The following is a 24,554-nucleotide window of genomic DNA, read 5'->3' as shown; positions in this document are numbered from 1 at the left end:
CGCTACATCATGACGTAATTACTGGCCACTTAGTACCCTCGCCGGATCAATTCGGCTTGCGCGACGCGCCGGATACCAGCTTGCCAGCAGACTCAGTAAAAGTGCTGTCACCAGCACATAAAAAACGTCCAGCCAGTGCAGTTCAGACGGCAGGAAGTCAATAAAATAGATATCACCCGACAGGAACTGGTGACCAATAAGTTTTTCAATGCCGTTGATAATCGGCGTAAGTTGCAGAGAAACCACCACACCAATCACCACGCCGCACAGGCTACCGAATAGTCCCGCCAGCAAACCGTACCAGACAAAGATGGCGCGGATAAGACCGTCTTTTGCGCCTAAGGTGCGCAGCACAGCAATATCGCCACTCTTGTCTTTGACCGCCATCACCAGCGTCGAGACAATGTTAAAGCACGCGACACCAATCACCAGCACCATCGCCAGGTACATAATGGCGCGGATCATCTGGATATCACGGTACATATACCCGTAAGTGCCGATCCAGCTTTTGATGTAGACATAGTTATTGGTCACACCGCCCGCGTCGCGTACCAGTTTGTTGGCGTTAAAGACGTCGTTAACCTTAATGGCAATCCCCGTCACGCTGTCGCCCATGTCCAGATACTGACGGGCATCCTCCATCGGCACCATCGCAAAGCTGTGGTCGAGCTGGCCGCTCAGCTGAAGAATACCGGTGACATGAAGACGCACGCGTTTAGGCTGCTGCAGTTTGTGGTCAGCACTGGCGTTCGGGATCATGATTGACACCCAGTCGCCCTGCTTCACTTTCAGAGCATCGGCAACGCCTTTACCCATGATGATCTGCTGCTCACCGGCCTTAAAGTTCGCCCATGCGCCGTTCTGTACATACTTCGGCAGTGCGCTCAGACGCTCCTCCTGCGCCGGGTTTACCCCTTTTACCTGAATGGCGCGCAGGTTTACCCCGCTCTCCACCAGCCCGGTAAAGTTAATGTAGGGGGCGGCGGCGGCAATGCCCGGCACTTTTTCCACTTTGGTCAGGGCATCGCTCCAGTTGTTCCACGGCTGGTTAACCGGCTCGATCTCCCCGTGCGGTACCACCGCCAGAATGCGGTTGTTGAGTTCGCGCTCAAAGCCGTTCATGGCGCTCAGCCCCACAATCAGCACGGCGACACCCAGCGCAATGCCCACGGTGGAAATCACCGAAATAAGCGATACCATGCCACCGCGACGGCGACCGCGGCTAAAACGTAGCCCAATGAGTAACGATAACGGTGAAGCCATTACTCCGCTCCCATCAGGGTCAGCTCGGCGTTCAGATGACCGTCACGCATCTCAAGCTGGCGTCCCATGCGTTTTGCCAGCTGCAGGTCGTGGGTCACCACCAGAAATGCGGTGCCCTGCGAGGCGTTCAGCTCGCCCAGAAGCTGGAATATACTGTCCGCATTGCGGGCATCCAGGTTACCGGTAGGCTCATCCGCCAGCACCAGACGCGGGTTGTTGACCAGCGCGCGGGCAATCGCCACGCGCTGACGTTCACCACCCGACAGCTCTGAAGGACGGTGATTACCACGATGCCCCAGCCCTACCGCTTTCAGCATATCGCTGGCGCGGGCGTTAATTTCTGCCGGTTTCTTTTTGCCAATCAGCAGCGGCATCGCCACGTTTTCCAGCGCCGTGAAGTCCGGCAGCAGGTGATGGAACTGGTAGATAAAACCGAGCTCACGGTTACGTAACTCGGCCTTCGCCGCTGAGGACATTTTGCTCATCGGCTTGCCGGAGAAAATCACGTCTCCGCTGGTTGGGGTATCCAGCCCGCCCAGCAGGTGTAATAAGGTACTTTTGCCGGAACCAGAACTACCGACAATCGCCATCATCTCGCCTTCTCCCACGCTAAAGCTCACATTGTGCAGCACGTCAGTCTGCACAGTGCCTTCCTGATAGCGTTTGGACAGGTTGTCGCATTGCAACAGGATCTTATTCATAACGTAAAGCCTCAGCGGGTTGAGTGGCGGCAGCGCGCCAGGAAGGATAAAGCGTAGAAAGCAGCGCAATCGCCATCGCGGCCAGCGCAATTCCGATCACCTGCAGCGGCTCAATCGCCACAGGCAGCGCCGCACCATCGAGCAACGCACCGATGATCGGCATTAAGTTGTTAAGCTGGCTGGCAAGCAGTGCACCCAGCACTGCCCCAAGCAGCGCGCCGATAATCCCGGCGCTAGCACCCTGTACCATAAAGACCGCCATGATCTGGCGCGGCGTGAGTCCCTGGGTTTGCAGAATAGCGACTTCACCCTGTTTCTCCATCACCATCAGTCCCAGTGAGGTAATGATGTTAAACGCGGCAACGGCCACGATCAGGCTCAGCAGCAGCCCCATCATATTTTTTTCCATGCGTACGGCCTGGAACAGTTCGCCTTTACGCTCACGCCAGTCCTGCCATTTGGTCCCTTCCGGCAGTTTTTGCTGGCTGAGGGTATCAACTTTCAACGGTGCGTCGAGCCACAGGCGCCAGCCGGTAATATTCCCTGCCGGGTAGCGCATCAGGCGCGAAGCGTCCTGGATATTAACCAGCATCTGGTAACCATCGACTTCGCTGTTGGCGGCAAAGGTACCAATCACGTTGAACAGGCGCTGGCTTGGCAAGCGCCCCATTGGCGTGAACTGGCTGGCAGACGGCACCATCACACGCAGCTGATCGCCGCGGTTGACGCCAAGCTGCCCGGCAAGCTGTTCGCCCAGAATCACGTTGTATTTACCCGCTTCCAGATCGGTCTGTTTTACGTTAACCAGATACGGCGTCAGCGGATCGTTTTGCGCCGGGTCAATCCCCAGCATCACGCCGACCGCCACGCTGCGGGCGCTTTGCAGCACCACATCGCCTGTGGTTAACGGCGCAACGCGCGTGACACCCTGTAACTTCGCCGCACTTTCCGGCAGCTGTTGCGGGTTAACCGAACCGTTGGTTGATGAGAGAACGGCCTGCGGCATCAGCCCCAGGATGTTGTTTTGCAGCTCGCGTTCAAAGCCATTCATGACGGACAGTACCGTCACCAGAGCCATCACGCCAAGCGTAATGCCAATAGTCGAAAGCCAGGAGACAAAGCGACCGAAGCGGTCCGCGGCGCGCCCACGCATATAACGTAAGCCTATGAAGAGTGCGACAGGTTGGTACATGAAATCCGTCTGTTTGCTGATAGCAGACCCACGAGTATATAAGCGAATCCGTTAAGCGTAAATGACTGAAACAGTAAGCTTTGGTAATCATTTTTCCGAAAAATTCAGATAAATCAGAGTGCTATTGTCTGAATACTCGCCTTGCAACCTCCACCTTTTCCGAAAAAGCTCCTGATACAGACTGTTACCCGTTACATCCAGGCGTCGTTTAACAACAATTGCTCGTTCGTTTATGGCAATAAGGTAGTGGCGAACAATGAAGCAAAAAGCATTATGGATTAACCAGATAAAAGGGCTGTGTATCTGCCTGGTGGTTATTTACCATTCGGTTATCACGTTTTATCCGCATCTGATCGGGCTGCAACACCCGCTCTCCGGCCTTCTCGCCAAATGCTGGGTCTATTTTAACCTCTATCTCGCTCCGTTCCGAATGCCGGTCTTCTTCTTTATCTCCGGCTATCTGATCCGTCGTTATATTGCTGAGGTGGACTGGCGAACCAGTCTCGACAAACGGATCTGGAGCATTGTCTGGGTCCTGGCGCTGTGGGGCATCCTGCAATGGCAGGCGCTGACCCATATGAATGCCTGGTTGGCACCCGAGCGTGAACTCGCCACATCATCGAATGCGGCCTACGCCGACTCGCTCTCAGGATTTGTGCTGGGGATGCTCACCGCCAGCACCAGCCTCTGGTATCTGTATGCTCTGGTGGTGTACTTCACGCTGTGTAAACTGCTGAGTCGATGGAAGCTGCCGGTACTGGGGCTGCTGGCGCTGGCAAGCATCGCGATCAACTTCCTGCCGCTACCGTGGTGGGGGATGAACAGCGTGGTACGCAACATGATCTACTACAGCCTCGGGGCGTGGTATGGCGCAGAGCTGATGGCGTGGATGAAAAGCGTCAACCTTCGCCGACTCTGGCTGGCAACTGGCGCTTTCGCCGCCGTCTCCGTGGTCCTGTGGTTTGCTAACGTCCCGCTACTGCTCTCTGTGTTGTCGATTGTGTTGATCATGAAGCTTTTTTATAACCTTGAGCAGCGTTATGCCGTGCATCCTGACAACCTGCTGAACGTGATTGGCTCAAACACGATCGCGATTTATACCACCCACCGCATCTTAATCGAGGCCTTTAGCCTGTTCCTGATTGGCGAGATGAATAGTGCCTTGTGGCCGGTCTGGGCGGAGTTGGGTCTACTTCTGATCTACCCGTTTGCCAGCCTGCTTATCTGTACCCTTGCCGGGCTCGGGCTGCGTAAACTCTCCACCGCGCTGTTCGGGGACGTTTTCTTCTCCCCTCCGTCAACGCTGAGCCTGTCGCCATCCTCCCGTTGATGGCACTCTTCGCCCCAGCCGGGGCGAATTTTCCCCCTGTGCGGTTCTGGTTTGCTTATACAAAACGATCGAGGATAATAAAGACATTGCGTATCAGTGATATGCCCCAATACTGTTGGTATATCCATAAGAGACTCTGACATAGCCATGCCTGAACACTATCGTTATTCCTTGCCTGTCAAAGCGGGTGACCAGCGCCAGCTGGGTGAACTCACGGGCGCGGCGTGCGCCACGCTGGTAGCGGAAATCGCTGAGCGTCATCCTGGCCCGGTAATTCTGGTTGCCCCGGACATGCAAAACGCCCTGCGTCTGCACGACGAAATTCGCCAGTTCACCGATAGCCTGGTGTTCAGCCTGGCCGACTGGGAAACGCTGCCCTATGACAGCTTCTCCCCACATCAGGAGATCATCTCCTCGCGTTTGTCGACGCTGTATCAACTCCCGACCATGCAGCGTGGCGTGCTGATTGTACCGGTGAATACCCTGATGCAGCGCGTCTGTCCGCACAGCTATCTGCACGGTCACGCGCTGGTGATGAAAAAAGGTCAGCGTCTGTCCCGCGACACCCTGCGCGTGCAGCTGGACAGCGCCGGATATCGCCATGTTGATCAGGTGATGGAACACGGAGAATACGCCACGCGCGGTGCGTTACTCGATCTCTATCCAATGGGGAGTGACCAACCGTATCGCCTGGACTTTTTCGATGATGAAATCGACAGCCTGCGCGTGTTTGACGCTGACACGCAGCGTACGCTGGAAGAAGTGGAATCTATCAATTTACTGCCCGCGCACGAGTTCCCGACGGACAAAACCGCTATCGAACTGTTCCGCAGCCAGTGGCGCGATAAATTCGACGTCAAACGCGATGCCGAACATATTTATCAGCAGGTCAGCAAAGGTACGCTGCCCGCAGGTATTGAGTACTGGCAACCGCTGTTCTTCAATGAACCCCTGCCTCCGCTGTTTAGCTACTTCCCGGCAAATACGCTGATTGTTAACACCGGAGATATCGACGCCAGCGCCAGCCGCTTTGAAAACGAAACCCGCACCCGCTTTGAAAGCCGCGGCGTTGACCCGATGCGCCCGCTGTTGCCCCCGGAGGCGCTCTGGCTGCGAACCGATGAACTCAACGCCGAGCTGAAGCGTTGGCCGCGTATGCAGCTTAAAACCGATTCGCTTGCCGCTAAAGCCGCCAATACCAACCTCGCGTTTCAGACGTTGCCAGATCTGGCCGTTCAGGCGCAGCAGAAATCACCGCTGGATAATCTGCGGAAGTTTCTGGAATCCTTTACCGGCCCGGTGGTGTTCTCAGTTGAAAGTGAAGGCCGTCGCGAAGCACTCGGGGAGCTGCTGGGGCGCATTAAAGTGGCGCCGAAGCGCATCCTGCGTCTGAGCGAAGCCACCGGAAACGGTCGTTATCTGATGATTGGCGCCGCCGAACATGGGTTTATTGATACGCTCAATAACCTGGCGCTGATTTGCGAAAGTGACCTGCTGGGTGAGCGCGTCGCACGTCGCCGTCAGGACAGCCGTCGTACCATCAACCCGGACACGCTGATCCGCAACCTGGCCGAGCTACACCCGGGCCAGCCGATTGTTCACCTGGAGCACGGCGTCGGGCGTTACCAGGGAATGACCACGCTAGAAGCAGGCGGTATCAAAGGTGAATACCTGATGCTGACCTACGCGAACGACGCCAAACTGTATGTTCCGGTCTCTTCCCTGCATCTGATCAGCCGCTACGCGGGTGGCGCAGAAGAGAATGCGCCATTGCATAAGCTGGGTGGCGATGCTTGGGCGCGCGCGCGTCAGAAGGCAGCGGAAAAAGTGCGTGACGTGGCGGCTGAGCTGCTGGATATCTATGCACAACGCGCGGCCAAAGAGGGCTTCGCCTTTAAACATGATAAAGAACAGTATCAACTGTTCTGCGACAGTTTCCCGTTTGAAACCACACCAGATCAGGCCCAGGCCATTAACGCCGTGCTGAGCGACATGTGTCAGCCACTGGCAATGGACCGCTTAGTCTGTGGCGACGTAGGCTTCGGCAAAACCGAAGTGGCGATGCGCGCCGCCTTCCTTGCGGTTGAAAACAACAAGCAGGTAGCGGTGCTGGTGCCAACCACCCTGCTCGCTCAGCAGCACTTCGACAACTTCCGCGACCGCTTCGCCAACTGGCCGGTACGTATTGAGATGCTCTCGCGTTTTCGCAGCACCAAAGAACAGACGCAGATCCTCGAACAGGCAAGTGAAGGCAAAATCGATATTCTGATCGGCACCCACAAGCTGCTGCAAAGCGACGTGAAGTGGAAAGATCTTGGGCTGCTGATCGTCGATGAAGAGCACCGCTTCGGGGTGCGTCATAAAGAGCGCATCAAAGCGATGCGTGCCGATGTCGATATCCTCACCCTGACCGCAACGCCAATCCCGCGAACCCTGAACATGGCGATGAGCGGCATGCGCGACCTGTCGATTATTGCCACCCCACCGGCGCGTCGTCTGGCGGTGAAAACCTTTGTCCGCGAGTACGATAATCTGGTGGTACGTGAGGCGATTCTGCGTGAAGTACTGCGCGGAGGTCAGGTCTATTACTTATACAATGATGTGGAAAATATCCAGAAAGCCGCGGACAGGCTGGCGGAGCTGGTACCGGAAGCGCGCATTGCTATCGGTCACGGGCAGATGCGTGAGCGCGAGCTGGAAAGGGTGATGAACGACTTCCACCACCAGCGCTTTAACGTCCTGGTGTGTACCACCATCATTGAAACCGGGATCGATATTCCGACGGCGAATACCATCATCATCGAACGAGCCGATCACTTTGGTCTGGCGCAACTCCACCAGCTGCGCGGCCGCGTCGGGCGTTCACACCATCAGGCCTACGCCTGGTTGTTAACGCCGCATCCGAAAGCGATGACCACCGATGCCCAAAAGCGTCTGGAAGCGATCGCCTCCCTGGAAGATCTTGGCGCAGGCTTTGCGCTGGCAACACACGACCTGGAGATCCGTGGTGCCGGCGAACTGCTGGGTGAAGACCAGAGCGGCTCCATGGAGACCATCGGCTTCTCCCTGTATATGGAATTGCTGGAAAACGCGGTCGATGCCCTGAAGGCCGGACGCGAGCCGTCGCTGGAAGATCTCACCAGCCAGCAGACCGAGGTTGAATTGCGTATGCCTTCCCTGCTGCCGGATGATTTCATTCCGGATGTAAATACCCGGCTGTCGTTCTATAAACGCATCGCCAGTGCGAAGAGTGAGAACGAACTGGAAGAGATTAAGGTTGAGCTGATCGACCGCTTCGGCCTGCTGCCAGACCCTGCGAGAAATCTGCTGGATATCGCACGCCTGCGTCAGCAGGCGCAGAAGCTCGGTATTCGGAAGCTCGAAGGGAATGAAAAAGGTGGCGTGATTGAATTTGCCGAGAAGAACCACGTCAACCCGATGTGGCTGATCGGTCTGCTGCAAAAGCAGCCGCAACATTTCCGTCTGGATGGTCCAACGCGCCTGAAATTTACCCAGGAGCTAACGGAACGCAAAACCCGCATGGATTGGGTGCGTCACTTTATGCGTCAACTGGAAGAGAACGCGATCGCTTAACCCATTCTCCCCCTCTAGCGGGGGGAGAATTTACAAACACTTTGCACTTCACCCGATCTTCCCGACACACCCATTCGCCATAATTATCATTAACGCCTTATAAAACAATAACCTTAATATTTATATGGACTATGGTAATGATGACCTCTTCGCGTTTTACTCGCTGGATAACATTGTTTGCGCTGGCAGCCACCGTCGCGGTTGCGCTTCCTGCCCGTGCAAACACCTGGCCACTTCCACCACCGGGCAGCAAGGTCGTGGGGGAAAACCGCTTTCATGTGGTTGAAAACAATGGTGGCTCACTGGAAGCGATTGCTAAAAAATATAACGTCGGTTTTCTGGCGCTTCTTCAGGCGAACCCTGGCGTGGACCCTTATGTACCGCGTGCGGGCAGCGTACTCACCATCCCGTTGCAAACAATCCTGCCGGACGCCCCGCGCGAGGGGATCGTCATAAATCTGGCAGAGTTACGTCTCTACTATTACCCACCGGGTAAGAATGAAGTTACTGTCTACCCTATCGGTATTGGTCAGTTGGGCGGTGATACCCTGACGCCAACGATGGTTACCACAGTATCAGATAAGCGCGCTAACCCAACCTGGACACCCACGGCTAATATTCGTGCCCGTTATAAAGCACAGGGCATCGACCTTCCGGTTGTTGTCCCGGCAGGACCTGACAACCCAATGGGTCACCACGCGATTCGCCTGGCGGCTTACGGTGGTGTCTATCTGTTGCATGGAACGAATGCAGACTTTGGCATCGGCATGCGCGTCAGCTCCGGCTGTATTCGTCTGCGTGATGACGATATCAAGACGCTTTTCAACGTCATCACACCGGGAACCAAGGTGAATATTATCAATACGCCGATTAAAGTCTCGGAAGAGCCGGGTGGCGTGCGACTGGTAGAAGTTCACCAGCCATTATCGAAAAACATCGGCGATGACCCGCAGACATTGCCCATTAACCTGAATGCCGCAATGGTAAGTTTTAAAACGAATACCAGCACCGATGGCGTAGTCATGGAGCGCGCAATGGAGGCCCGGTCGGGAATGCCAACCGATGTCACCCGACATCACAACGTCGCTTCACAGGCGATGTAAACGCACAGATAAGAAAAACGCCCTGCTCATGCAGGGCGTTTTTTTATTGCAGTGGCATAAATGAGGGTTCAGCCGGGCTTATTTGTAGATAACAGCAGTGCCGTGCAGCGTGTTAGGACCGGTAACAGAGGTGATGCGGTAAGATTTTGCACCCATCTCTTGTGCTTTTTGCGCCAGCTGATCTTCCAGGGAGCCCAGGTTAGTACCGGCAGACGCAGAGATAGTGCCAACTTTATGCTGATCTACAGGGGTGGATTGCACCTGTACAGCTGCAAAGCTTGCGAATGAAAGTGAACTCAGGACTGCAGCAGCGATGAGGGTTTTTACGTTTTTCATGATGTTTACCTTTAGCAGATGAATTTGGAGGTCGTTAATCATTTAGTTAACGATCGATAGGTAAATAATAAATGTGATCCAAGTCACGCGTCAACATAATTTTATAACAAGCATTAACTTATTTTTAAAGTCGTTATTTTTCATACGCATATGATTAATTTATTTTTAAGCATTCTGCACTGGTGGTGGGTTGCGTTTATTTTTATAATGGTCATTCACCAAACCAACAGAGGACCAACGGCAAATGACAACCGATGTCACGAGTTGTGCGAAGAAAAGCCGTGGCCGACCAAAAGTGTTTGACAGGGATGCAGCGCTTGATAAGGCCATGACTCTCTTCTGGCAACATGGGTATGAAGCAACTTCGCTTTCCGATCTGGTAGAAGCTACCGGAGCCAAAGCGCCAACGCTGTATGCCGAATTTACCAATAAAGAGGGGCTGTTCAGGGCAGTGCTGGACAGATACATTTCGCGCTTTGCAGCGAAGCACGAAGCCCAACTTTTTTGTGAAGAGAAAAGCGTTGAACAGGCGCTACGGGACTTTTTCACTACCGTCGCCACTTGCTTCACCAGTAAAGATACGCCTGCGGGCTGCTTTATGATTAACACCTCTGCCACCCTTGCGGCGTCCTCTAAAGAGATCGCTAAAACGGTGAAGTCGCGTCATGCCATGCAGGAGGAGACGCTAAGTGCGTTTCTGGCACAGCGTCAGCAGCGTGGTGAAATTCCCGCGCATTGCAATCCACAGATACTGGCGCAATACCTGAGCTGTATTTTGCAGGGGATGTCGATAAGCGCACGTGAAGGCGCAACGCTGGAAAAACTGCAGAGTATTACCGACACCACCCTACGACTGTGGCCTGAACTACTCAAAATCTGAAGCAAAAAAAAAGCTCCTCAGCCTGAGCGCATGAGGAGCTAAATTCAGAGAACATCTTTTTTACACTTTGTTATTCAGAACCAGCTGGCCATTTCCATCCAGTGGAATTTGTGTGCCAGGATCTTTATCCATGCGGATTTTGCCCTGCTGATCGCCAATTTTGTACGTCACGTCATAACCCAGCATTTTTTCCGACTTGTCATAGACGGTTTTACAGCGTTGCTGAGTCGTAGTGTAGGTATCATTATCCTGCATCGCGCCTTGCACCTGGTTACCGGCATAGCCGCCGCCCAGCGCGCCGACCACGGTCGCCACATCTTTACCCCGATCACCACCAAACTGGTGACCAATCACGCCCCCCGCTACCGCACCCAGAACAGAACCGGCAATGCGGTTTTCATCCTGTACCGGACGACGGTGCGTCACGGAGACGTTGCGGCACTCCTGACGAGGGGTTTTCACGGTTTCTTTAATCGGTGTAGCAGAAACCACCTGTGCATACTGCGGGCCGCGATCTAATACGTTGAGACTGGCAACGGCAGCCACACCTAACGCAGCCGCGACGCCAATCCCTATACCCGCCAACATTGATTTATTCACGGGACTTCCTCCTTTGTTGCTATTGGTAACAATTTTGCAATGGAGACAAGGCTTCGCCAATAAGATAAAGGATCAAAAAAGGGGCGTTGAGAGGAGATATATTGTATTTAGGAGAACTCTTAAGCACTCAATCTATGATGAGCAGCATGATATGCTAAAAACTCCCTCCGGAGGACCCGGAGGGAGTGAAAGATTAGTGCAGCTTAAGACGCGGACGGATCACACGGTTGATTCTGCCCACCAGCATCATCAGCCCGGTTTTGAAGTAGCCGTGCAGCGCAATCTGGTGCATACGGTACAGGGAGATATACACGAAGCGGGCAATGCGCCCTTCTACCATCATTGAGCCACGCATCAGGTTGCCCATCAGGCTGCCGACGGTAGAGAAGTTTGACAGCGATACCAGAGAACCGTGGTCTTTATAGACATAGCCTTTCAATGGCTTGCCTTTGTACTGCGCCAGAATGTTGTGCAGCACCAGGCTTGCCATCTGGTGAGCAGCCTGGGCGCGCGGCGGCACGAATCCACCTTCAGGACGCGCGCAGGAAGCACAGTCACCGATAGCAAAAATTTCAGGATCACGTGTAGTTTGCAGCGTCGGCTCCGTCACCAGCTGGTTAATGCGGTTCGTTTCCAGGCCGCCGATATCTTTCATAAAGTCAGGTGCTTTGATACCCGCTGCCCAGACCATCAGATCCGCTTTGATGTATTCGCCGTCCTTGGTGTGCAAGCCACCTTCGTCTGCGCTGGTCACCATCGTCTGCGTCAGCACCCGCACGCCCAGTTTGGTGAGCTCATTGTGCGCCGCACCGGAAATACGTGGCGGCAGCGCAGGCAGAATGCGCTCACCGGCTTCAACCAGCGTGACGTTCAGCGCTTCGTTGGTTAACCCTTTGTAACCGTAGCTGTGCAGCTGTTTCACCGCATTGTGCAGTTCCGCAGACAGCTCTACGCCCGTCGCACCACCGCCGACAATGGCGATATTAACTTTACCGTTCGTACCCAAATTGCTGGTGTACTTCAGGAACAGGTTTAGCATTTCCTGATGGAAACGACGTGCCTGGTGCGGGTTATCGAGGAAAATACAGTGCTCTTTCACGCCTGGCGTGTTGAAGTCGTTGGAGGTACTACCCAGCGCCATGACCAGCGTGTCATACGCCAATTTACGCTCAGGAACCAGCAGCTCCCCTTTTTCATCGCGCAGCTCTGCCAGGGTGATGGTTTTGCTTTCACGGTTGATATCCACCACCGAGCCCAGCTGGAACTGGAAATGATGGTTGCGCGCGTGCGCCAGATAGCTGAGCGCATCCACACCCTCATCCAGAGAACCGGTTGCCACTTCGTGCAGCAACGGTTTCCACAGGTGGCTGTGGTTACGATCTACCAGCGTAATTTTGGCTTTTTTACCGCGACCCAGCTTCTTGCCCAGCTGTGTAGCCAGCTCCAGCCCGCCAGCACCACCGCCTACAATCACTATCTTTTTCAATGGCGTAGTCAACGTGACCCCCTCAAATTATTAACCAATTGTTAATTAAAAGTTATAAAAATAACCCTTAATTAACAACAGGTTACAGCACTGAAACCATTCAGGTGCATTGAGAATACCACGTCAGGCGCATTGGTCATACCAAAATTGATATGCATCAAGTTTTGATGGCTTAAAAGTAGACAATTCTGGTCAAAAAGAAAGCCCGGTACGCTTTCGCGGCCGGGCTTTGGTGCCTGCGGATAAGAGGTTAACCCAGCGTTTTAAACGCTTTGATACGCTGCAGGTGCGGTGAGATGTTTTTGAATTTGTGCGTCTGTTCTTCGTCCCAGACAATTTCATAGTAATGATGCAGCAGTTCAGCAGCCCGATGGCTGTTGAGCGCCTCATCTTTACGTGAAAGGATCACCAGACAGCGGTCGCGGTTTTTCTCACGAAAATTGCTGACGCACTTGGTCGCAATATCGACGTACTCTTCCGGACGGTCAATTTTGCCTTCCATATTCTCGTTCGGGAAAAGGTTAGGATTGAACACCACCTGGCGGATGTCGCACAGGAAGCCAATGCGTTCCGCCCAGTAGCCGCCCAGTCCTACACCGCAAATCAACGGACGGTCATCGACGTTGAGCTGCAACATCTTGTCCACTTCTTTGAGAAGATGTTGCATATCATGCTTCGGATGGCGCGTGCTGTAACTGATCAGCCGAACATCCGGATCAATAAACTGCAGTTGCAACACCTTCTCATGATTACCTGGGCTGTTTGAGTCAAAACCGTGTAAATAGATGATCATTGTCTTCTCACCACGCTACGCCTTCCGGGAGGGTTTACAGGCTGGCTTTATGTGCCTGCCAGCGCTCATTCAGGTCTTCAAGCCGGGCGTTGACCGCCTTCCAGCGGGCCGAATCCATCAACTCCTGACGGCTAAATGAACCTTTATGATACAATTGTGTAACACGCTGTGCATTGATCGGCGACAGGTTATCCAGCACGCTAACGGCACCTTTACGATTATTGCAGACCAGGATCATATCGCAACCTGCATCCAGCGACGCCTGACTGCGTTCCGCATAGCTGCCCATAATCGCGGCCCCTTCCATCGACAAGTCGTCTGAGAAAATCACGCCATTGAACCCCAACTCCTGACGCAGAACGGTTTTCAGCCAGTGCGAAGAGCCGCTGGCAGGACGCGGGTCGACGTCGCTGTAAATCACGTGCGCTGGCATAATGGCGTCCAGCTTGTTATCGGTGATAAGCGAGCGGAACACCGACATATCTTTGGCTCGAATTTCCGCTTCCGGGCGCGGATCGCGCGGAGTTTCTTTGTGCGAGTCCGCGGTCACTGCACCGTGGCCCGGGAAGTGTTTCCCGGTGGTTTTCATTCCCGCATCGTGCATGCCGTCGATAAACCGGGTCGCCATCGCCAGCGCAATACGTGGATCTTCATGATATGAGCGTTCACCAATGGCAGCGCTGATATGTCCCACGTCCAGAACCGGGGCAAAACTAATGTCGATATCCATGGCAATCATTTCACTGGCCATCAGCCAGCCAGCTTCCTGCGCCAGTTTTCCCCCCTCATCTGTACCCAGCAGCGCAGCAAAAGACTGGGCTGCTGGCAGACGGGTAAAACCTTCGCGAAAACGCTGCACGCGTCCACCTTCCTGATCGACGGCCACCACCAGATGATTGCGCGATGCGTCGCGGATCTGGCGCACCAGTTCACGCAGCTGTGCCGGATCGTGATAGTTGCGGGTAAACAGGATCAGACCACCCACCTGCGGATGCGCCAGAATCTCACGCTCTTCCGCATCCAGTTCAAACCCTTCTACATCCAACATGACTGGACCCACACCAACCTCTCTTATCCTTTAGTTTGTAACTGACGCCAGGCATCGTCTGCCAGCGCAATAAATTGTTTGTCTCTGGACTGCTGCAAACGCATTTCAAACCAGCCAGCCATCAGCATCACGACCCATGGTCGCCACCGCCTGACCTGACGCGCAAGCGCTTCAACATCAAAATGTGCCATCCTGGCGTAGTCTCGGACGAGGTTTTGCCGCGCGGCTTCACTCTCTGTCCAGACTGCCGCCAGCTCAAGCGCAACATCGCCGTCTCCGGCATATTCCCAGTCGATAAGCCTGGCTCCTGCTGACGTATGAACAATGTTCCCGATATGAACATCCATATGCAACGGAGAGAGCCGCATAGGCTGTGGCTCACCCGCTTTACGCAGCCGTTTAAGATGTGCAAGCCACATTGGAGTACGTCTGTCTGGCAGGGCTTGCTGCCAGTAGTGCTCAAGCAATGGAAGCAGTGCGATTCGCCACCCCAGACGCGGCTGCTGGTGCAAATGATACAACATAGCCGCAAGCACAGGGGTGTCCGGGAGCTCGCTTTTGACCTCACCCGCCAGATACGCAACAGCCATCCAGCCCTGCCGGAAAAAACAGGGTTCAGGCACAAGATCCGACGGAAGACGCTTCAGGGCACGAAACTGACGACGAAAATGGGAAGCAGGAGCGAAAGGATCATGATTCTGCCGCAGCACCAGTCGTTGTTCACCATGCTCTATAATGCAACTCGCGCCGCCAAGCCCGGAATGGGCCTGCGGCGCGATAAGGCAATACTGGGGAAAATAACGCGTCAGGATCTCTTCACGCGTAAATTCACTGTTGCGTAACGGCACCTTTACCTGACCAGATAATTTCGCCTGTCTGTACCAGCATCAATTGCATCTGCAGAGCTGGTGTATTCACATTCCCGGTGGCGTTAGAGTACAACACGTACTGTGCACCTACGTTACGGGCAATACCGATCGCCTTGCTACGGGTACCGAGACTATCCTGTGGTGACAGGCCCAGTTGCTGTTTAGCCACCGCGAGCTGCTGAGCCGAGACCAGCGTAAACTTACCGTTGTTTGCCAGAGCATTGCGCAGCGTCTCTGTCGCTTCACCCGCGTTCAGTGAACCATTGGTACGGTTGTTCACGCTATCCACCAGCAACACACTGCCTGCCGTCACGCCTTGAGCCTGCAGCATTTTTCCCACCATCGGCTGCATCGCACCGTTCCAGTCATAATGACGCACGCGTGGCGCTGGTTGTGACGTCTGATCCGGATGTTCAATCGGGCCCGGCTGCGACGGGATTGACGGTACAGACGGCACGGTTGGCTCCGGCTGCGTGGGTTGTGTCGGCTGCTCAGTCCCGGGTTTAGCTTCTTCCACAGGCGCAGGCTGCTCAGTACGGGTCACACACCCTGCGAGGAATAAAGCAAAAGCTGTCACGAGCGCATAACGGCTCATATTTTTAATCAAGGTTCACCCCTTACAGATAAAGATAAAGTCTCACCTTATGTGCACCCAGATAGTTGGCGCTGCCATAGAGCGTTACCGACGACCTTGGCGGAATCGTGACGCTGCGCGGCGCCTCCAGCGGGTGCATTTCAAGACCTCTTACGTCATACCAGAAAAAACGGTAATGAACCGTCACAGGCTCATGTCTTTCATTAAAGAGCGTAGAGGAAGCAGAAGAGTTGATTTCACTGATGGTCAACGCAGGTTGTTGCGCCGTGATGCCCGCAGCAAGCACAGAAGATTCCATCACCAGCGTCTGTTCATCACTCACGGGGATCGCCGGACGCGAGCTGCACCCCGCAATCATCACCATCAGTATCAGCGCTGCAATACGCCCTTTAAGCATGTCAAAGACCTTTATGTGCCAGCATCGGTCCCAGAGGACGTCCACCCAGCAGATGCATGTGAATATGATAAACTTCCTGGCCGCCATGACGATTACAGTTCATGATCAGGCGGTAGCCGTCTTCAGCAATCCCTTCCTGTTCAGCAATTTTCGCGGCCACCGTCAGCATACGACCTAACGCCAGTTCGTGCTCGGCTTTTACGTCGTTTACGGTTGGAATCAGAATATTAGGAATGATGAGGATGTGAGTCGGTGCCTGAGGGGAAATGTCCCGGAAAGCCGTCACCAGTTCATCCTGATAGACGATATCCGAAGGAATTTCGCGACGGATAATTTTACTGAAAATCGTTTCTTCAGCCATGACCTTTTCCTTTTGTGTTTAGTCTGACGTGGTGCATCCGCTGTTAACACACTCTCTCAAGGATCGTGTGGCATAACGCAAGAGTATGAGCGAGTTTCTCCTGTCCTTTCAACCTTCTCCCCCGATTTCTTTCCCGAATGTTCATCTGCTGTATGAAGAGTGACCGCTTGCGCGCATTAGAGACGTTTTTTAAGACATATTCCGCACCAATAAAAAAGGCAGCCATTCGGCTGCCTTAGTCTCCCCTGGTCACAACTTAGTGGCCGCGGATGTACTCATCCATTTCGGTTTTCAGGTTATCGGATTTAGTACCGAAGATTGCCTGAACACCAGAACCAGCCACAACAACACCTGCTGCACCCAGTTTTTTCAGGCCAGGCTGGTCTACTTTCGCGACGTCGGCAACGCTCACACGCAGACGGGTGATGCACGCGTCCAGGTTAGTGATGTTCTCTTTACCGCCGAACGCGGCAACCAGTGCCGGAGCCATTTCGCTGGTTGCACCTGCTTTGCTGTCTTCTGTTGCATCTTCACGACCTGGAGTTTTCAGGTCCAGTGCTTTGATCAGCACACGGAAGATGGTGTAGTAAACAACGGCATAGCACGCACCAACGATTGGGAACAGCCACAGTTTGCTGCTGTTACCGGACAGAACGATGAAGTCGATCAGGCCGTGAGAGAAGGACGTACCGTCACGCATACCCAGCAGGATACAGATTGGGAACGCCAGACCCGCCAGAATCGCGTGGATAACGTACAGGATCGGCGCAACGAACATGAAGGAGAACTCGATCGGCTCGGTGATACCGGTCAGGAACGAGGTCAACGCTGCGGAGATCATGATACCGCCCACTTTTGCACGGTTTTCTGGCTTAGCAGAGTGCCAGATAGCAATCGCAGCAGCCGGCAGACCGTACATTTTGAACAGGAAGCCACCTGACAGTTTACCTGCAGTTGGGTCACCCGCCATGTAGCGTGGGATATCACCGTGGAATACCTGGCCTGCCGCGTTGGTGTATTCACCAATCTGCATCTGGAAAGGTACGTTCCAGATGTGGTGCAGACCGAATGGTACCAGGCAGCGTTCAACGAAGCCGTAGATACCGAACGCAACAACTGGGTTCTGGTAGGCCGCCCACTGAGAGAATGCCTGAATCGCGGAACCAATTGGTGGCCAGATGAAGGACAAGATCACGCCAGTGAAAATCGCTGCCAGACCAGAGATGATCGGAACGAAACGCTTGCCCGCGAAGAAGCCCAGATACTCAGGCAGCTTGATGCGATAGAAGCGGTTAAACATATAGGCCGCAATCGCACCGGAGATGATACCGCCCAGAACACCGGTATCAGCCAGGTGTTTCGCAGCGATCTCTTCTGCAGGTAAGTGCAGAACCAGTGGTGCAACCACAGCCATGGTTTTCACCATGATGCCGTAGGCCACAACTGCTGCCAGCGCAGAAACGCCGTCGTTATTAGTGAAGCCCAGAGCCACACCGATCGCGAAGATCAGAGGCATGTTAGCAAAGACAGAACCGCCTGCTTCGGCCATCACATGGGATACTACGGCTGGCAGCCAGCTGAAGTTTGCAGAACCGACACCCAGCAGGATACCTGCGATAGGCAGTACGGATACTGGCAGCATCAGCGATTTACCGACCTTTTGCAGGTTAGCAAATGCATTCTTAAACATAATTGAGAGTGCTCCTGAGTATTTGTGCTTTTTTTACGCTTTCACGCATTGGCCCGGGGGGAGTACCGTGCCGTGGACGGGACATCTAAGCGCCCTTTATTTATTACACAGAGTAAAATAATTCCCTCTGGGTTTGTTTGACGGCTATCACGTTTCAGCTTAAGGCGGTCGAAAAACTTTCAGTTATTTACAAAAAGCATGTCTGGATGTGTCTAAAAACACCCTCACCGCCCCAAATGAGGCGGTGAACTTTACTCGTTTTATTTATTAATTACGAGCCTAAAAAAAACAGGTGTATCAAACAGATTGCAGGCGGGCTGGGTCGATATGGAACAGCGTAGAGAAGTTTTCGGTCGTGATGCGGGCCAGCTCTTCAATACTGACACCTTTAAGCACGGCCATGTACTCAGCTACATCTCTCGTCATGGCTGGCTGGTTCTCTTTACCGCGATGCGGTACCGGTGCCAGATAAGGAGAGTCTGTTTCCACCAGAATGCGATCGAGCGGAACATAACGCGCAGCATCACGGAGCTGCTCTGCATTACGGAACGTCACGATCCCAGAAAACGAAATATAAAACCCCAAATCAAGCAGTTTACCCGCCGTTTCTCTGTCTTCTGTGAAACAGTGTAGTACGCCACCACAATCCGTCACGTTTTCTTCCCGGAGGATCGCCAGCGTATCGGCACGCGCATCGCGGGTATGAACAATGACCGGCTTGTTAAGTTCGCGGCCAATGCGGATATGATGGCGGAAGGACTCCTGCTGGCGAGATTTAGTTTCAGGTGTGTAGAAATAGTCCAGCCCTGTCTCACCCATCGCAACGACACCCTCTTCCGCCGCCAGACGACGTAAGTCCTCAACGTCGTACGCCTCGTCCTGATTCAACGGATGCACGCCGCAGGAGAACACCACGTTATCGCGAACGCCCACCAGCTCACGCATGGAGCGGTAGCCCGGCAGCGTGGTTGCTACCGCAAGACAGAATTTCACATCGCGGGCGGCGGCTTTCGCCAGCACGTCATCCACGTTTTTATGCAGAGATTGATAATCCAGGCCATCAAGATGGCAGTGTGAGTCGACTAAAAACATAATGTCTCTCTCAGAGATGGGAAACAGGCGGTGTGATGCATGGTTGCAGGTAATGTTCAATACGCAGTAACTGGTCGGTCAGTAACAGCTCGCGATTAAGACCAGTGACTGTCAAAAGCTGTTCACGGCTCTGGCAAACCTCATGAAGGATAGCGTGCAGAACCGTACCTGAGAGGCCGTTTGCCAGTGTGTTCACCAGCGGCCACACATCCAGGTTGGTCAGCAGCGTTGCACCTTGCTGGATCTTAAGTGCATCCAGAAGTAAGGAGGCCAGCCAGTGCAGACGTTCAACGGCCTGATCGCTATTCAGTGCAGGCAGTAAACTTAGCCAGTCATGGGTGTTGAGTGAAGCGTCGACTGCCTTACAGAGCGTCTCTCGCTGCGACCAGACATCAGGTTGCAGCAGTGCCAGAGCTGCAGCAGGCGCACCGCTGCTCAGACGCAATGCGGCCAGCGCACCATTTTGTGACATTGTCACCTCTCGCTCCAGCCAGCTTAACGCCCACGATTCCTGAGGCACTGCAAGGTGATGAAGCCGACAACGACTGCGCAGCGTCGCCAGTAATCGTCCCGGGTCACGGCAAGAGAGGAAGAACCACGTTTTTTCCGGCGGCTCTTCCAGGGTTTTCAAGAGTGCGTTCGCTGCCGCCTCAGTAAGCAGTGTGGCGTCTTTAAGCCAGACCACTTTTGCGCCGCCCAGTCGCGCGTGTTCGTACAATTTTTCACTGACTTCACGCACGGCATCAATACCCAGCGTGTTTTTGCCCTTCTCAGGCTCAAGCGTGTAGTAGTCAGGATGCGTGCCCGCCTGCATCAGCTGACAGCCACGGCATTTACCACAGCTCTTGTGCCCTTCCGGTTGCTGGCACATCAGAAAACGGGTGATGGCATAAATCAACGCATCATCCCCCATCCCTGGCAACGCCTGAATCAGTAACGCATGATGCCCCCGACCCGCCTGATAGCTGCCGATCAGCTGTTCAAAGTGTGGGCGCAACCATGGATACCATTTCATGCCTGCTGCTCCCGAAGCCACTGCGTCACGGTTTGCTGAATAGAGCGGGTAACCTCTTCCAGAGATTGGGTCGCATCAATAGTGCGAATAGAACTATCCTGCGCTGCCAGCTCCAGATAACGCGCACGAGTGCGGTTAAAGAAGTCGAGAGATTCCTGCTCAATACGGTCCAGTTCACCGCGCGCACGGGCACGTTTCAGACCCACTTCCGGGGTCACATCCAGATAGAGCGTCAAATCGGGACGAAAATCACCGAGCACGGCATTACGCAGCGTGGCCAGCATCGTCTGGTCAATACCACGCCCACCCCCCTGATACGCCTGAGTCGACAGATCGTGACGGTCGCCGATGACCCACTTGTCCTCGGCCAGGGCGGGTTTGATCACCGTCTCAACCAGCTGAACGCGCGCCGCGTAAAACATCAAAACTTCAGCTTTGTCCGTGATAACTTCATCGCCAACGGATTTAATATCCAGCACCAGGCTACGCAACTTCTCAGCCAGTTGCGTACCGCCCGGCTCGCGGGTAAAGACCATGTCCGCAACGCCGAGCGCGTTGAGTGTATCAACCACCACGTTGCGAGCGGTGGTTTTACCCGCCCCTTCGAGTCCCTCAATGACAATGTATTTACTGCGCATTTTTTTCCTTAAGTGCCTTCAGATAGTCCTGAACAGAGCGATTATGGCTGGCAAGGTTGGTGTTAAAGGTATGCCCCCCTTTTCCATCAGCCACAAAATAGAGATACGGTGTTTTAGCCGGATGTGCGGCCGCACGCAGAGAAGCTTCACTTGGTGTGGCAATCGGGCCTGGCGGTAACCCGCTAATCACGTAGGTATTATACGCCGTTGGCGTCTCAAGATCTTTTCTCGAGATCTTACCCGCATAACTCTCTCCCATGCCGTAGATGACAGTAGGGTCGGTTTGCAGACGCATACCGATGCGCAGACGGTTGATAAACACCGATGCAACCCGATCGCGCTCGGCCGCGACGGCCGTCTCTTTCTCTATGATTGAGGCCATCGTGACAAACTGGTTTTGATCTTTATATGGCAGCCCTTCCATTCGCCCTTCCCAGGCGGAATCCACCGCGGTGACCATTTTTTTATGTGCCCGCTTCAAAATCGCCACATCGGTCGTGCCTGCCGTGTACATCCAGGTGTCTGGCCAGAACCAGCCTTCCACCCATTCCGGGTGTTCAAACTTCAGCGCGTCAGCCACCGTCTGATAGCTATCGTCTTTTAACGTATGTTTGATATACGGCGCGTCACGCAGCTGTTTGAGATAATCGCTCAGGCGCATCCCTTCCACAAAACGCAGAGGGAATTGAGCCTCTTTACCGCTTTCCAGCAGTTGCAGCATGTCTCTGACGGTCATGCCAGGTGTAAAACGATAGGTACCGGCTTTGAAATGCGACAGCTCAGGTTCGATACGCAATAACCACTGGAAGACACGCGGACGGTTAATGATTTTATCGCTGTAAAGCTGTTCACCCAGCGCCAGACGTCCGGTTCCTGCTTTAAGGGTAAATATTGTCTCTTCTTTGATCAGAAGCTTGCTGTCCGCCAGCTGACGAACCTTCCACACTCCGACTCCGCCAGCAATAGCCAGCACAACAACCAGGAGCAGGATAAAGCGCAACATTTTCTTCATGACGTTCTGGTTTGCTCACATAACGGGGCTAAAAAATGATACAGCTCGCGCGATGACCAGCGATGTTGGCCGCAGGCGCGAACAGGTACAACTGGCATTAACGCATTACAGACAACGACCTCTTCTGCTGTTATCAGCGCATTCTCAGCTGCGTTAACTTCGACAACGCGAAAACCAGAGTGTGCCAGTTGCTGTAGACAAAACTGGCGCATAATGCCATTTACGCCAGCCTGATCAAGCTTCGGCGTAAAGACATCGCTGCCCTGCCGCCAGAATAAATTAGCCGCACAGCATTCAGTAATGAACCCTTCGCTGTCAAGGACCAGGGCCTCGTCTGCGTCTGACTGGTCAAGATGAGCACGAATCAAGACCTGCTCAAGACGGTTAAGATGTTTTATTCCGGCTAGCGCAGGGTTTCGCCCAAGGCGTACCGGGCTTAATTCAAGCGTGATACCGTCATGACGCCAACGTTCATAATGTGAAGGATATGCAGAAACGGAGAGGATCCGCACCGGATGCTGGCAGCTCGCGCCACTGTAGCCCCGGCCACCACTACCACGGCTGATGATCACTTTCAGCACGCCGCTGGAGTGCCCTTTTGCCCATTGAGCCATCTCGCCGGCAAGGGTGTCCCAGTCCGTGAAAGGGATCAGCAGTTTTTCACAGGCACCCCGCAATCGTCGGATATGCTCTGCAAGTAAACAGACATCGCCATGATGAATGCGCGCCGTGGTGAAGCAGCCGTCACCAAACTGAGTCGCCCTGTCGCTTGCAGGCAGCGTGTCCTGCTCAAGGCCATTGATTAGAAACATACTGGCTCCTTATGCGTGGTCGTACAGTCTGGCAAGGTGAATAACATCGGACAAGGGGATAAAACCGAATAAAAAAGGTCCGACAAGCGGACCTTTTTATCGCCATCAGGCAGTCAGGCTCAGACCTTTTTAAAAATCAGGGAACCATTCGTACCACCAAAGCCGAAGGAGTTACACAGGGTGTACTCCATGCCACTGACCTGGCGCGCTTCGTGAGGAACGAAGTCCAGATCGCAACCTTCATCCGGGTTATCCAGGTTGATGGTTGGCGGAACAGCCTGATCGCGCAGGGCAAGAATGGAGTAGATAGACTCTACTGCACCCGCCGCGCCCAACAGGTGGCCGGTCATGGACTTCGTGGAGCTCACCAGTACGCGGCTGGCAGACTCGCCGAAGATAGACTTAACAGCCTGAGCTTCCGCTTTATCGCCTGCTGGCGTAGAAGTGCCGTGCGCGTTAACGTAGCCAATCTGTGCCGGGGTAATACCCGCGTCACGAATCGCGTTCTCCATAGCCAGCGCAGCACCTGCGCCGTTCTCTGGAGGCGACGTCATGTGGTAAGCATCGCTACTCATACCAAAGCCAACGACTTCAGCATAAATTTTCGCGCCGCGTTTTTTAGCATGTTCGTACTCTTCCAGCACGAGCATACCCGCACCATCACCCAGTACGAAACCATCACGGTCTTTATCCCACGGACGGCTTGCCGCCTGAGGGTTATCGTTGCGGGTAGACAGCGCACGCGCGGCACCGAAACCACCCACACCCAGCGGGGTACTGGCTTTTTCAGCACCACCCGCAACCATAGCATCTGCATCGCCGTACGCAATGATACGCGCGGCCTGGCCGATGTTATGCACGCCGGACGTACATGCGGTCGCGATAGAAATGCTTGGCCCACGCAGGCCAAACATGATGGTCAGATGACCCGCCACCATGTTAACAATCGTGGACGGAACAAAGAACGGGCTGATCTTACGCGGGCCACCATTCATCAGAGATGTATGGTTTTCCTCAATCAGGCCAAGACCGCCAATTCCGGAGCCAATAGCGGCACCGATACGGGTTGCGTTCTCTTCCGTAATTTCAAGACCAGAATCCTGCATGGCCTGAACGCCAGCGACAATTCCATATTGAATGAAGGCATCCATCTTGCGCTGTTCTTTACGCGAGATGATCTCTTCACAGTTAAAATCCTTTACTAAGCCAGCAAATTTCGTTGCATAGGCGCTAGTATCGAAATGGTCGATTAGGCTGATGCCGCTCTGACCGGCAAGGAGAGCTTTCCAGGTGGACTCTACGGTATTGCCGACAGGAGACAACATGCCAAGTCCGGTCACAACTACACGACGCTTAGACACGTTTGTCCTCCAGGGAGGGATAAAAAAGGGATTCGTGGGACAAAAAAGATAAAACTCAGGCGGTCGAATGACCGCCTGGAGATGTTCACTTACGCCTGGTGACCGTTGATGTAATCAATGGCAGCCTGAACGGTGGTGATTTTCTCAGCTTCTTCGTCCGGAATCTCAGTATCAAACTCTTCTTCCAGAGCCATTACCAGCTCAACGGTGTCAAGAGAATCTGCGCCCAGGTCTTCAACGAAGGAAGCGGAGTTCACAACTTCTTCCTGCTTAACGCCCAGCTGTTCGCCGATAATTTTCTTAACGCGTTCTTCGATAGTGCTCATACTCTTAAATTTCCTATCAAAACTCGCTTTCGCGATGGTTTTCGTAGTGTATAAAATGTT

24 protein-coding genes are annotated in these 24,554 nt (G+C 53.9%); 4 read left to right on the top strand and 20 right to left on the bottom strand.

Features of this window, described 5'->3' with window-relative positions:
* Positions 1-18: 18 nt before the first annotated feature.
* Genes lolE through lolC form a run of 3 tightly spaced genes read right to left on the bottom strand, consistent with a single transcriptional unit; the run spans position 19 to position 3,156 of the window.
* Positions 19-1,263 carry a lipoprotein-releasing ABC transporter permease subunit LolE gene (gene lolE, locus LCD46_08440; GenBank protein ID UOY72323.1) on the bottom strand — a complete coding sequence of 415 codons (1,245 nt, stop codon included), beginning with the start codon at positions 1,261-1,263 and terminating at the stop codon, positions 19-21.
* A complete protein-coding gene (lolD, locus tag LCD46_08435; protein ID UOY72322.1) occupies positions 1,263-1,964 on the bottom strand; it encodes a lipoprotein-releasing ABC transporter ATP-binding protein LolD in 702 nt (233 codons plus the stop codon). Before lolD ends, lolE begins: the two co-directional genes overlap by 1 nt.
* Positions 1,957-3,156 carry a lipoprotein-releasing ABC transporter permease subunit LolC gene (gene lolC / locus LCD46_08430; protein ID UOY72321.1) on the bottom strand — a complete coding sequence of 400 codons (1,200 nt, stop codon included), beginning with the start codon at positions 3,154-3,156 and terminating at the stop codon, positions 1,957-1,959. The genes lolD and lolC overlap by 8 nt, the downstream gene beginning before the upstream one ends.
* A gap of 256 nt (positions 3,157-3,412) precedes the next feature.
* On the opposite strand from lolC, the gene LCD46_08425 reads away from it, so the two are divergent.
* From LCD46_08425 to LCD46_08415, 3 genes are all read left to right on the top strand, one after another.
* Entirely contained in the window at positions 3,413-4,486 is a 1,074-nt protein-coding gene (locus tag LCD46_08425) for an acyltransferase family protein (GenBank protein ID UOY72320.1), read from the top strand.
* Positions 4,487-4,633: 147 nt separating this feature from the next.
* Complete coding sequence (gene mfd / locus LCD46_08420; GenBank protein ID UOY72319.1) at positions 4,634-8,080, top strand: transcription-repair coupling factor; 3,447 nt, start codon at positions 4,634-4,636, stop codon at positions 8,078-8,080.
* A gap of 137 nt (positions 8,081-8,217) precedes the next feature.
* Positions 8,218-9,183: a L,D-transpeptidase family protein gene (locus tag LCD46_08415; GenBank protein UOY72318.1), complete on the top strand. Its 966-nt coding sequence runs from the start codon at positions 8,218-8,220 to the stop codon at positions 9,181-9,183.
* Positions 9,184-9,261: 78 nt separating this feature from the next.
* On the opposite strand, the gene bhsA is transcribed toward LCD46_08415, so the two are convergent.
* Complete coding sequence (bhsA, locus tag LCD46_08410; protein ID UOY72317.1) at positions 9,262-9,519, bottom strand: multiple stress resistance protein BhsA; 258 nt, start codon at positions 9,517-9,519, stop codon at positions 9,262-9,264.
* Between the two features lie 244 nt (positions 9,520-9,763).
* Here bhsA and LCD46_08405 point away from each other — a divergent pair, with 244 nt between their 5' ends.
* Entirely contained in the window at positions 9,764-10,399 is a 636-nt protein-coding gene (locus LCD46_08405) for a TetR/AcrR family transcriptional regulator (protein UOY72316.1), read from the top strand.
* Between the two features lie 60 nt (positions 10,400-10,459).
* Here the strand turns inward: LCD46_08405 and LCD46_08400 are convergent, their stop codons facing one another.
* The 16 genes from LCD46_08400 to acpP form a co-directional block, all read right to left on the bottom strand.
* A complete protein-coding gene (locus tag LCD46_08400) occupies positions 10,460-10,999 on the bottom strand; it encodes a glycine zipper 2TM domain-containing protein (protein UOY72315.1) in 540 nt (179 codons plus the stop codon).
* Between the two features lie 193 nt (positions 11,000-11,192).
* Positions 11,193-12,497, bottom strand: coding sequence for an NAD(P)/FAD-dependent oxidoreductase (locus tag LCD46_08395; GenBank protein ID UOY72314.1), 1,305 nt, complete (start codon positions 12,495-12,497; stop codon positions 11,193-11,195).
* A gap of 238 nt (positions 12,498-12,735) precedes the next feature.
* On the bottom strand, positions 12,736-13,278 hold the full coding sequence (gene ycfP / locus LCD46_08390; GenBank protein ID UOY72313.1) for an alpha/beta hydrolase YcfP: 543 nt from the start codon (positions 13,276-13,278) through the stop codon (positions 12,736-12,738).
* 34 nt (positions 13,279-13,312) lie between these two features.
* Positions 13,313-14,338, bottom strand: coding sequence for a beta-N-acetylhexosaminidase (gene nagZ / locus LCD46_08385; GenBank protein ID UOY72312.1), 1,026 nt, complete (start codon positions 14,336-14,338; stop codon positions 13,313-13,315).
* A gap of 11 nt (positions 14,339-14,349) precedes the next feature.
* Positions 14,350-15,174, bottom strand: coding sequence for a thiamine kinase (thiK, locus tag LCD46_08380; GenBank protein ID UOY72311.1), 825 nt, complete (start codon positions 15,172-15,174; stop codon positions 14,350-14,352).
* Positions 15,155-15,802, bottom strand: a complete 648-nt coding sequence (lpoB, locus tag LCD46_08375) for a penicillin-binding protein activator LpoB (protein UOY72310.1) — start codon at positions 15,800-15,802, stop codon at positions 15,155-15,157. Before lpoB ends, thiK begins: the two co-directional genes overlap by 20 nt.
* A 10-nt stretch (positions 15,803-15,812) precedes the next feature.
* The gene (locus LCD46_08370; protein UOY72309.1) at positions 15,813-16,187 is read right to left on the bottom strand and encodes a YcfL family protein; all 375 of its coding nucleotides are present in this window, start codon (positions 16,185-16,187) and stop codon (positions 15,813-15,815) included.
* Between the two features lies 1 nt (position 16,188).
* Positions 16,189-16,548 carry a purine nucleoside phosphoramidase gene (hinT, locus tag LCD46_08365; protein ID UOY72308.1) on the bottom strand — a complete coding sequence of 120 codons (360 nt, stop codon included), beginning with the start codon at positions 16,546-16,548 and terminating at the stop codon, positions 16,189-16,191.
* A gap of 256 nt (positions 16,549-16,804) precedes the next feature.
* The gene (gene ptsG / locus LCD46_08360) at positions 16,805-18,238 is read right to left on the bottom strand and encodes a PTS glucose transporter subunit IIBC (protein ID UOY72307.1); all 1,434 of its coding nucleotides are present in this window, start codon (positions 18,236-18,238) and stop codon (positions 16,805-16,807) included.
* Between the two features lie 297 nt (positions 18,239-18,535).
* Positions 18,536-19,330 carry a metal-dependent hydrolase gene (locus LCD46_08355; GenBank protein UOY72306.1) on the bottom strand — a complete coding sequence of 265 codons (795 nt, stop codon included), beginning with the start codon at positions 19,328-19,330 and terminating at the stop codon, positions 18,536-18,538.
* A gap of 10 nt (positions 19,331-19,340) precedes the next feature.
* Complete coding sequence (gene holB, locus LCD46_08350) at positions 19,341-20,345, bottom strand: DNA polymerase III subunit delta' (GenBank protein UOY72305.1); 1,005 nt, start codon at positions 20,343-20,345, stop codon at positions 19,341-19,343.
* On the bottom strand, positions 20,342-20,983 hold the full coding sequence (gene tmk, locus LCD46_08345) for a dTMP kinase (protein ID UOY72304.1): 642 nt from the start codon (positions 20,981-20,983) through the stop codon (positions 20,342-20,344). Before tmk ends, holB begins: the two co-directional genes overlap by 4 nt.
* Complete coding sequence (gene yceG / locus LCD46_08340) at positions 20,973-21,995, bottom strand: cell division protein YceG (GenBank protein ID UOY72303.1); 1,023 nt, start codon at positions 21,993-21,995, stop codon at positions 20,973-20,975. Before yceG ends, tmk begins: the two co-directional genes overlap by 11 nt.
* Positions 21,992-22,807 carry an aminodeoxychorismate lyase gene (gene pabC / locus LCD46_08335; GenBank protein ID UOY72302.1) on the bottom strand — a complete coding sequence of 272 codons (816 nt, stop codon included), beginning with the start codon at positions 22,805-22,807 and terminating at the stop codon, positions 21,992-21,994. The genes yceG and pabC overlap by 4 nt, the downstream gene beginning before the upstream one ends.
* A 119-nt stretch (positions 22,808-22,926) precedes the next feature.
* Positions 22,927-24,168 carry a beta-ketoacyl-ACP synthase II gene (gene fabF, locus LCD46_08330; GenBank protein UOY72301.1) on the bottom strand — a complete coding sequence of 414 codons (1,242 nt, stop codon included), beginning with the start codon at positions 24,166-24,168 and terminating at the stop codon, positions 22,927-22,929.
* Between the two features lie 89 nt (positions 24,169-24,257).
* The gene (gene acpP / locus LCD46_08325; protein UOY72300.1) at positions 24,258-24,494 is read right to left on the bottom strand and encodes an acyl carrier protein; all 237 of its coding nucleotides are present in this window, start codon (positions 24,492-24,494) and stop codon (positions 24,258-24,260) included.
* Between the last annotated feature and the right edge of the window lie 60 nt (positions 24,495-24,554).

The organism is Enterobacter ludwigii (genome assembly GCA_023023105.1).
GTDB classification, from domain to species: Bacteria; Pseudomonadota; Gammaproteobacteria; order Enterobacterales; family Enterobacteriaceae; genus Enterobacter; species Enterobacter adelaidei.
Note: the sequence above shows the minus strand (reverse complement) of the source record. Positions and strands in the feature narration are given on the sequence as shown.